The sequence below is a fragment of the Microbacterium sp. genome, assembly GCF_047972865.1.
Classification (GTDB): Bacteria; Actinomycetota; Actinomycetes; order Actinomycetales; family Microbacteriaceae; genus Microbacterium.
This window is the reverse complement of record NZ_JBKEAY010000139.1, coordinates 1-8586: the sequence shown is the minus strand read 5'-3', so window position 1 is coordinate 8586 and position 8586 is coordinate 1. Positions and strand designations below refer to the sequence as shown.

Below are 8586 nucleotides of genomic sequence, written 5' to 3'. Positions count from 1 at the left end.
CGGCACCGCCGAGCCCGGGCCGAACGATCCGCTCTGATCCTCGTGCTTCGTCATAGTGATCATCTTCATACTCCTCATCTATCGGAGGAACCTCACACACAATCCATCTGACACGCCCCCGACGGGACCATCCGCACGATCGCGACCGCGGGCATGGACACCGCCAGCCTGACCTGGACCGACGCCGGCCTGGCGTACTTCGATATCGACGGCGGGTACCTCCTCAACGACCGGTTGCACGCGACCACGGACCCCCACCCCGACCGGCAAGAAGCACAGTTCACGATGCCGGACGAAACGACGGTGGCGTTGTTCAACGACGGGTTCGAAGACGACGGCGCGTACACCGAACTGGTGACCGCGATCACCGGTGACACCTCGACCACCCACGAGGTCGAGGGGATGAACTGGGTCGCGGCGCGGTGCGGCGACCGGGTGTTCGGGATCTCCGAAGCGACCGGCCCGCACGCGCTGCCCTCGGACGAACCGGGCGGACCGTCCCGCCTGTTCCTGCGACAGCTCTACCCCGCCGTGGACCGCGACGCACCCCCGGCCGCACTCACGACACCGGTCACCCTCGCCGGATTCGCCCCGGATGCGCCGTGCGTCGACGGGGTCATCCACTACCTCGGGTACCAGGACGAGAGCACCCCGGTCCTCGCGCAATGGGACACCATCCACAACCGGTTCACCACCACGCCCTTGACCGACCCAGCCGGCCAGCCACTGTTCGCCGACGCAACCGATGATGTCATCGGACCGTGGAGCATGAACTCGCACTCGTGGCGGGATGATCGACTGGTCTGGTTCGGGGGCGACGGGATCGTTCGCTCCACCGACCCCACCACCGGGATCACAACCGACCGGTTCCCCACCCGCGGCGACGTCCGGCTCTACGCACAGATCACCCCCCTGTTCACCCAGAACTGGCTCTACGTCCTCGACGCCCCCGCCGACCTGAACGCCCCCATCGGCCTCTGGCGATACGACCTCGACACCGGCGACGAAACCCCCCTCCTCACCATCGACGACCTCAACACCATCCGCGGACAAAACCTCGTCATCCGCGGCACCGCCATCGCCCCCACCCACCAATAACCGGCCACCGACGTCAGCGGGGCGAAATAGGCTAGAGGTCATGCGCCTTGCCACCTGGAACGTCAACTCCATCCGCGCCCGCGTGACGCGCACCGTCGAGTTCGCGGTGCGCGAGAGCGTCGATGTGCTGCTGATGCAGGAGATCAAGTGCAAGCCGGAACAGTTCCCGTACGCGCCGTTCGAAGAGGCCGGCTACCACGTCGAAGCCCACGGACTGAACCAGTGGAACGGGGTCGCGATCGCCAGCCGGGAGCCGCTCGAGGACGTCGAGATCGGCTTCCCGGGCATGCCCGGCTTCGCGAAGGGCTACGACGGGCCGGATGCCCCGCAGGAGGCGCGCGCGATCGGGGCCACGATCGGCGGCATCCGCGCGTGGAGCCTGTACGTGCCCAATGGGCGCGCGCTCGGCGACCCGCACTACGCGTACAAGCTCGCGTGGCTCGATGCGCTGCGCGTCTACACGCGTGACGCCCTCGCCGCCCGGCCCGACCTGGCGCTGGCGTTGACGGGCGACTTCAACATCGCCCCCACCGACGCCGACAACGGCGACCCGACCGTGGTCGCCGGCGCGACCACGCACGTCTCCCCGCCCGAGCGAGAGGCTTTCCAGGCCCTGCTGGCTGCCGGCCTGGCCGACACGGTGCGCCCGTTCGTGCCCGACGGCTACACCTATTGGGATTACCAGCAGTTGCGTTTCCCGCGCAACGAAGGCCTGCGCATCGACTTCGTGCTCGGCTCCCCGGCGTTCGCCGACGCGGTGGCCGGTGCCGGCATCCATCGCGACGAGCGCAAGGGCGAAGCCCCCAGCGACCATGTGCCCGTCGTCGTCGACCTCGACCTCGACGACCCCGACGACGACGACCGCCCGATGATCTTCTGACCTGAGCTGTTCTGACCTGAGCTGTTCTGACCCGGGGTCTGCTCGCCGACGCCGAGGTATCACCGCGCTCCCACCCGCCTCCTGAGGGGAAAGGCCGACGCACGGTGCATCGGCCCTCACAAGGGAGGTCTCACCATGCCCACCGGAGGAGATGCCGCGCTCGGCTACGCGTCGCGGCTCGACGAAATCGGATTCCCCGAGTTCACGACCAAACTGGTCAGTGACACCTTCGACGCGCTCATCGCCGCCGACATCCGGCAGCAGCAAGCGTTCATCGAACTGCTGCGCGAGACCAGCAAGACGCTGAGCTCATACATCGCCGACACCAAGGACGACATCGGCCCCGAAGAGGTGCTGCCGTTCCTGTCGGCCGTGCTGCCCCCGGCCGACGCCGATGCCGATTCGCCGCCGACCAAGCTCGCCGTGGGCTCCTCACTGGCCGCGGCCGATGTGACCACCCTCAACGACGCGCTCGAGGTGACCGATGCCGGGGTGGCCAGCGACAACAAGGTCGCCGAGAGCGGCAACGTCACACAGCCGCGCTACGACGCGATTCTGAACGCGGTCGCCGTGCGCATCGCCGCCAACAAGTACACGCTGCTGACCGAGATGGTCAAACAGGGCATGCTGCGGCTCGTGGTCGACGACGGCACGATCGAAACGCGGCTGAACTTCCGCGCCTACGGGTCGGACTACTTCCGGGCCAACTCGGCGTCGATGTCACGGTCGGAGTTCAACTTCCGCGCCGCGGCCAAGTCGGGCGGGCTGGTGTCGCTGTGGGTGAAGGCCTCGGCATCCACGTCGTACAACTCGGTGCGGGTGAGCACGTCGTCGACGTCGTCGGGGTCGAACTCCGGCGTCACCGTCGACATCTTCGGCGGCGTCAAGATCAACTTCCACACCGACTATCTGCCGTTGAACCCCAACGGCTGATGCCGTTGAGGGGACGACGACATGCCTGACACCGCTCTGGCAGATCTCGGCTTCGCGGACTTCGTGGCCGTGTTGCTGGTCGAGACGCTGGACTCCATCGTGGCCTCGCACACCAGCCAGGCCGAACGTCTGCGGGCGCTCGACGCGGCCGCGGACCTGACGCCGGAGGAGTTCGCCGCCACCGGGGTGACCGGCGACGTGGTGACGGCGATGCTCGTGCAGCTGTTCCCCGACGGGAACGGCGGCACGACCATCGCCCCCGGGGCGACGGCCCCCGACGACGACGACCTGGCAGAGCTCGACATCGTGTTGGCGCGGGCGGACGTCGAGGCCGGAAACCTCACCGAGCGCGGCGCGACGACCGTCTCCGACGGGGTGCGGCTGTTCATCGCGCGACGTCAACTGCGCGCGATGCAGCAGGTGGCCGAGCGCGGCATCCCGCGGGTGCTCGTCGACGGCGGCACCCTGAAGGCGAAGGTGACGTTCACGGCCGAGCACAGCGACGCGACGACGGATGCTCCGTCGCCAGCGGCCGGGCCCGTTCGGCGCCTCCCGACGCTCGCCTCGGCGGGCACGCTCCGCGGCGCGCTCGCGGCGTTCGACTCCCCGCTGCGCGGCGGCGTGCTCGACTCGATCCGGACGACCCGGCTCAAGGTGACCAACCTGGGTGGCACCGACCCGGCGCCCACCGAACGGGCCGAAGTGTACGGCGAGGTCGAGATCCGCTTCCGCACCGAGGTGTGAGGACACGACATGCAGCCCACACAAGCCGCGGCTCTGGTGGCGCGGGAGGCCGACATCGGGGTGGCCAGCGCCCTCTCGGCGGTCGACGCGGCAGGCATCCTCGTGGTCGACGAGGTGATCGCCCGCGTGGCGCACGTCCCCGAGGGGCAGAAGGCGACGCCGCTGGAGGACATCGTCTGGCAGGCCGAAGTCGTCATGTCTCCCACGGGTGCGGGCCGCGACGGGTCGCCGACGAGGGTGCCCCCGCTCGCGATGCCGAAACTGCTCGCCGCGCTTCCGGTGCGCGCGTTGCGCGGCGTGGGGGCGACCTGGAGCGCGCGGCTCGTCGAGGCGGGCCTGGCGCAGATCGGCGACCTCGCGATCGCCCGCCCGGCCGCCCTGCTCGACCTGGCGCGGCGGTACGGCAACGGTGTGCTCGAACTGGCCGGACGGGCCCGGGGGCTTGCGGCGCCCTGGCCCGAGCTGCCGGCGACGGCGCCGACGTGGGGCAGCGTGGTGCGGATCGCCGAAGAAGGGCCGGCCGCACTCGGCGAGCGCACCGGCATCGACGCGGTGCTCGCGCACGCGGTGTGGGACCGCTGTGTCGCGACCCTCAGCGCGGTGGACGACGCGCCGTTGGCCACGATGTCCCCCGAACTCCCTACAGACAGCGTCACCGACCGCTCATAGAGTTGAGGTGCGCGAACCGCATACACGGTCTCTGGGGACGGGATGCATCGCAGGGGAAGTTCGTGGGGGCGGCGCAGATGCTCCACCGGGAGCGCGCCACCCCCACGGATCACACGAAGTCCGTCGGACGGGGGATGCCGAACCCGACGACCACGCAATACCGTGGGGACCATGACGCCTACCACAGCGGCTGCGGAAGACCCGACCGCCGCGCAGAAGCGCTCGGTGACCGCCGCTCAGTCGCGCGAGGACATCTGGCTCGCGGCGGTCCTGCTGGTCGCGGCGATGCTGAGCGGATGGCTCGGGCAGGTCGCCGGCATCTACGGCGACGAGACCGCACCGCTGAGTTGGGCGCTGGTGTACTCGGCAGCGATCGCCCTCCCGTTGACGGTGCGCCGGCGGTACCCCTGCACCGTGCTGATCGTCGTCTCGGTGGTCTACTTCGCCGGTGTCACGGCACGGGTTCCAGAACTGTACGTCGCCCAGATCAGTCTGTTCATCGCGATCTACACCGTCGGCGCGTGGGTCGATGACCGCCGCCGGGCCACGATCGTGCGGGTCGCGGTGATCGCCGGGATGTTCGTGTGGCTCGTCGTGGTGATGTTCCAGACCGCAGCCACGCCGGAGTCGGACGGCCTCTCGCGCGCGGGCGTGATGTCACCGTTCGTCGCCTTCGCGCTGCTGCAGTTACTCATCAACGTCGGCTACTTCGGCGGCGCGTACTACTTCGGCGAGCGCGCGTACGCGCAGGCGCACGAGCGCATCGCGCTGGAGGAACGCACCGCCGAACTGGAGCGGGAACGGGAGCTCACCGCGGCGCAGGCGGTGACTCTCGATCGGGTGCGCATCGCCCGCGAACTGCACGACGTCGTCGCCCATCACGTATCGGCGATGGGCGTCCAGGCCGGTGCCGCCCGCACGGTGCTCGACAGGGACCCGGGCAGGGCGCGGCAGGCGCTCGCCGGCATCGAGCAGTCCGCGCGGTCGGCGATCGACGACCTGCACAACCTGCTCGACACGTTGCGGACGCCCGACGCCGACAGCCTTGACGACTCGACGGTGCGGCTGGACGATCTCGATGCGCTCGCGGCCCACGCCAGGGACAGCGGGATGCCGACGACCCTGGAGGTGCTCGGCGAACCGGTCGCGCTGCCGCGGCTCGTGGAGGTCAACCTGTACCGGATCGCGCAGGAAGCGCTCACCAACGCACGCCGCCATGGCGGGCCGGGCGCGACGGCCGATGTGCGTGTGCGCTACACCGCCGACGCCGTCGAAGTGGAGGTGACCAACAGCGGCCGCTCCGGCATGCCGGGCCGGCCGGGGCTGGGCCTTGTCGGCATGCGTGAGCGCGCCGCGGCCTCCGGCGGCACGGTGCAGACCGGTCCCCGCCCGCGGGGCGGCTTCCTGGTGCGCGCTCGCGTTCCGGTCGCGTCCCACGAGACGGTGACGGCATGATCCGGGTGATGCTGGTCGATGACCACTCGGTCATGCGGGCGGGGTTCCGCATGATCCTTGAGGCCACCGGCGACATCGAGGTCGTGGGCGAGGCCGGGACCGGCGCCGAAGCGGTGGCCGCGGTGTCCGCGGTGCGGCCGGATGTGATCTGCATGGACGTGCAGATGCCTGACATGGACGGCCTGGAGGCGACCCGGCGGATCGTCGCCGACGCCGACGTGTCGGCATCCGTCGTGATCGTGACCACGTTCGACCGCGATGACTACCTGTTCCAGGCGCTGAGCGCGGGCGCAAGCGGATTTCTGCTGAAGAACGCCGGACCGGAAGAGCTGGTCTCGGCGGTGCGGGCCGTCGCCGCCGGTGATGCGCTGCTCGCGCCGGAGGTGACCCGCCGGGTGATCGAACGCTTCGCGGCCGAGCCTCGCGCCGCGCAGTCCGCCGGCACGCCGACGCTCGATGCGGATGCCGACGACGGCATCCGCATCGAGCTCACCGAGCGGGAGACGGAGGTGCTGCGGCTGCTGGCGCGCGCCTACAGCAACGGCGAGATCGCCAAGGAGCTGTTCATCGGCGAGGCGACCGTGAAGACCCACGTGTCGAACCTGCTGGCCAAACTCGGCGCTCGCGACCGTGTCGCCGCCGTCGTCTACGCCCACCGCCACGGCGTGACCTGACGGCGGGAGCGCCCAGGCGGCACTCCCCCACGCGGCGGAGGCCGGTGCGGCCGGCAGATCAGTCGCACGGCGGATCCGCTGGGCGCACCTCGGTTCCTAACCTGGAGCCATGCTCGAACTCACCTCGATCAGCAAGCGCTACGGCGACCGGCTCGTCCTCGACGACGTCACGTTCACGGTCGAGCCCGGCCGGCTCACCGGGTTCGTCGGCGGTAACGGCGCGGGCAAGACCACGACGATGCGGATCATCCTGGGCCTGCTCGCAAACGACGGCGGCACCGTCAGCCTCGACGGCCGCCCCGTGACCGCCGACGATCGGCGCCGCTTCGGGTACATGCCCGAAGAACGCGGCCTGTATCCGAAGATGAAGGTGCTGGAACAGATCGTCTACCTGGCGCGACTGCACGGGTTCACAAAAGCGGATGCCGACGCCCGCGCCCGTGGGCTGCTCGAAGAGCTCGGACTGGGCGAGCGGCTCAACGACAAGGTCGAGGCCCTGTCTCTGGGCAACCAGCAGCGGGCGCAGATCGCGGCATCCCTCGTCCACGACCCGCACGTGCTGATCCTCGATGAGCCGTTCTCGGGCTTGGACCCCCTCGCCGTCGAGACGGTGGCCGGGGTGCTCCAGACGCGTGCGGCCGCCGGGGCGATGGTGCTGTTCTCGTCGCATCAGCTCGACGTGGTCGAGCGGCTGTGCGATGACCTGGTGATCATCTCCGACGGTGCGATCCGCGCCGCGGGAACCCGCGACGGTCTGCGCGCCGAACACGCCCAGCGCCGGTACGAGTTGATCTCGGCCGGTGACACAGGCTGGTTGCGCGAGGTTCCCGGTGTCACGGTGCTGGACTTCGACGGCGGGTACGCCGAGTTCGAGACCGACAACGACCAGACCGCCCAGGCCGTGCTGCGTCGCGCCGTTTCGGCCGGGGACGTGGCAAGCTTCGCCCCCCAGCATCCCTCTCTTTCGCAGATCTTCAAGGAGGTCATCCGATGAACACCGCGCCCTCATTCGCCTCGTCCGCCGTGCTCGTCGCCGAACGCGAGATCGGTACCAAGCTGCGCAGCAAGGCCTTCGTCCTCTCGTTCGCGTTCCTGTTCGTCGCAGCGTTGGTCGCCGTGGTGTGGGGCGGGATGCAGGCCCGGGAGACCCCGGTCACCCACCTGGCTGTCACCGCCGACGCGCAAAGCGCTCTTCCCGCGGTGGACGGGTTCGAGATCACCGGGGTCGCTGACCGCACCGCTGCCGAGGACCAGGTGCTGACCGGCGAGGTGGATGCCGCGGTCGTCGCCGACTCGTCGTCGCCGCTGGGATACGCCCTGCTGGTGGAAAGCGACTTCCCCGGCCCCCTCGTGCTGGCGCTGTCGCAGCAGCCGCCCGTCGAGGTCCTCGACCCCGCAGCAGCGGACCCGCTGCTGCGTTACTTCGTCGCGCTCGGATTCGGCCTCGTCTTCTTCATGTCGGCGATGCTGTTCGGAACCACGATCGCCCAGTCGGTCGTGGAGGAGAAACAGACACGTGTCATCGAACTCCTGCTGTCGGCCATCCCGGCGCGGGCACTGCTGGCCGGCAAGGTCATCGGGAACACAGTCCTGGCTATGGGGCAGATCCTGGTGCTCGGGGCGATCGTGGTGGTCGGGCTGACCGTCACCGACCAGACCACGCTGCTGACCGGAATCGGCGCGCCGCTGGCCTGGTTCGCGATCTTCTTCCTCTTCGGATTCGTGCTGCTGGCGGCCCTCTACGCCGGCGCTGCCGCGATGGTGTCGCGGCAAGAAGACCTCGGTGCGACCTCGACGCCGCTCATGCTGCTGGTGATGCTCCCCTATTTCGCGGTGATCTTCTTCAACAGCAACCCGACCGTGTTGACCGTCATGTCGTACGTGCCCTTCTCCGCACCGGTCGGCATGCCGATGCGACTGTTCCTCGGAGAAGCACAGTGGTGGGAGCCGCTGGTCTCACTCGGCATCCTGGCCGTCACCTGTGTGGGCGCGATCATCGTCGGCGCGAAGATCTACGAGAACTCGCTGCTGCGGATGGGTTCACGGGTCACCCTCCGCGAAGCACTGCACGCCTGACACGGGGGAGAAACCACTTCCGTCGCGAGACGCACGCCACGCGCTGGTGTCTCGCGA

General features: G+C 69.4%; 9 protein-coding genes. All 9 read left to right on the top strand.

Features of this window, described 5'->3' with window-relative positions; translation table 11 throughout:
• Nucleotides 1-153 precede the first annotated feature (153 nt).
• Nucleotides 154-1098 carry a hypothetical protein gene (locus ACK5KK_RS08670; protein ID WP_416889689.1) on the top strand — a complete coding sequence of 315 codons (945 nt, stop codon included), beginning with the start codon at nucleotides 154-156 and terminating at the stop codon, nucleotides 1096-1098.
• A 40-nt stretch (nucleotides 1099-1138) separates the two neighbouring features.
• Nucleotides 1139-1978, top strand: coding sequence for an exodeoxyribonuclease III (locus ACK5KK_RS08665; protein WP_416889688.1), 840 nt, complete (start codon nucleotides 1139-1141; stop codon nucleotides 1976-1978).
• A 135-nt stretch (nucleotides 1979-2113) separates the two neighbouring features.
• Nucleotides 2114-2911, top strand: a complete 798-nt coding sequence (locus tag ACK5KK_RS08660) for a hypothetical protein (protein WP_416889687.1) — start codon at nucleotides 2114-2116, stop codon at nucleotides 2909-2911.
• Between the two features lie 21 nt (nucleotides 2912-2932).
• Nucleotides 2933-3655 (top strand): hypothetical protein, encoded by a 723-nt coding sequence (locus tag ACK5KK_RS08655; protein ID WP_416889686.1) that lies wholly within the window; start codon nucleotides 2933-2935, stop codon nucleotides 3653-3655.
• A 9-nt stretch (nucleotides 3656-3664) separates the two neighbouring features.
• Nucleotides 3665-4324 carry a hypothetical protein gene (locus ACK5KK_RS08650; protein WP_416889685.1) on the top strand — a complete coding sequence of 220 codons (660 nt, stop codon included), beginning with the start codon at nucleotides 3665-3667 and terminating at the stop codon, nucleotides 4322-4324.
• Nucleotides 4325-4495: 171 nt separating this feature from the next.
• Nucleotides 4496-5779 (top strand): sensor histidine kinase, encoded by a 1284-nt coding sequence (locus ACK5KK_RS08645; RefSeq protein ID WP_416889684.1) that lies wholly within the window; start codon nucleotides 4496-4498, stop codon nucleotides 5777-5779.
• Nucleotides 5776-6453 carry a response regulator gene (locus tag ACK5KK_RS08640; protein WP_416889683.1) on the top strand — a complete coding sequence of 226 codons (678 nt, stop codon included), beginning with the start codon at nucleotides 5776-5778 and terminating at the stop codon, nucleotides 6451-6453. Before ACK5KK_RS08645 ends, ACK5KK_RS08640 begins: the two co-directional genes overlap by 4 nt.
• A gap of 109 nt (nucleotides 6454-6562) precedes the next feature.
• A complete protein-coding gene (locus ACK5KK_RS08635; RefSeq protein WP_416889682.1) occupies nucleotides 6563-7447 on the top strand; it encodes an ABC transporter ATP-binding protein in 885 nt (294 codons plus the stop codon).
• A complete protein-coding gene (locus ACK5KK_RS08630; protein WP_416889681.1) occupies nucleotides 7444-8529 on the top strand; it encodes an ABC transporter permease in 1086 nt (361 codons plus the stop codon). The genes ACK5KK_RS08635 and ACK5KK_RS08630 overlap by 4 nt, the downstream gene beginning before the upstream one ends.
• Nucleotides 8530-8586: the final 57 nt, after the last annotated feature.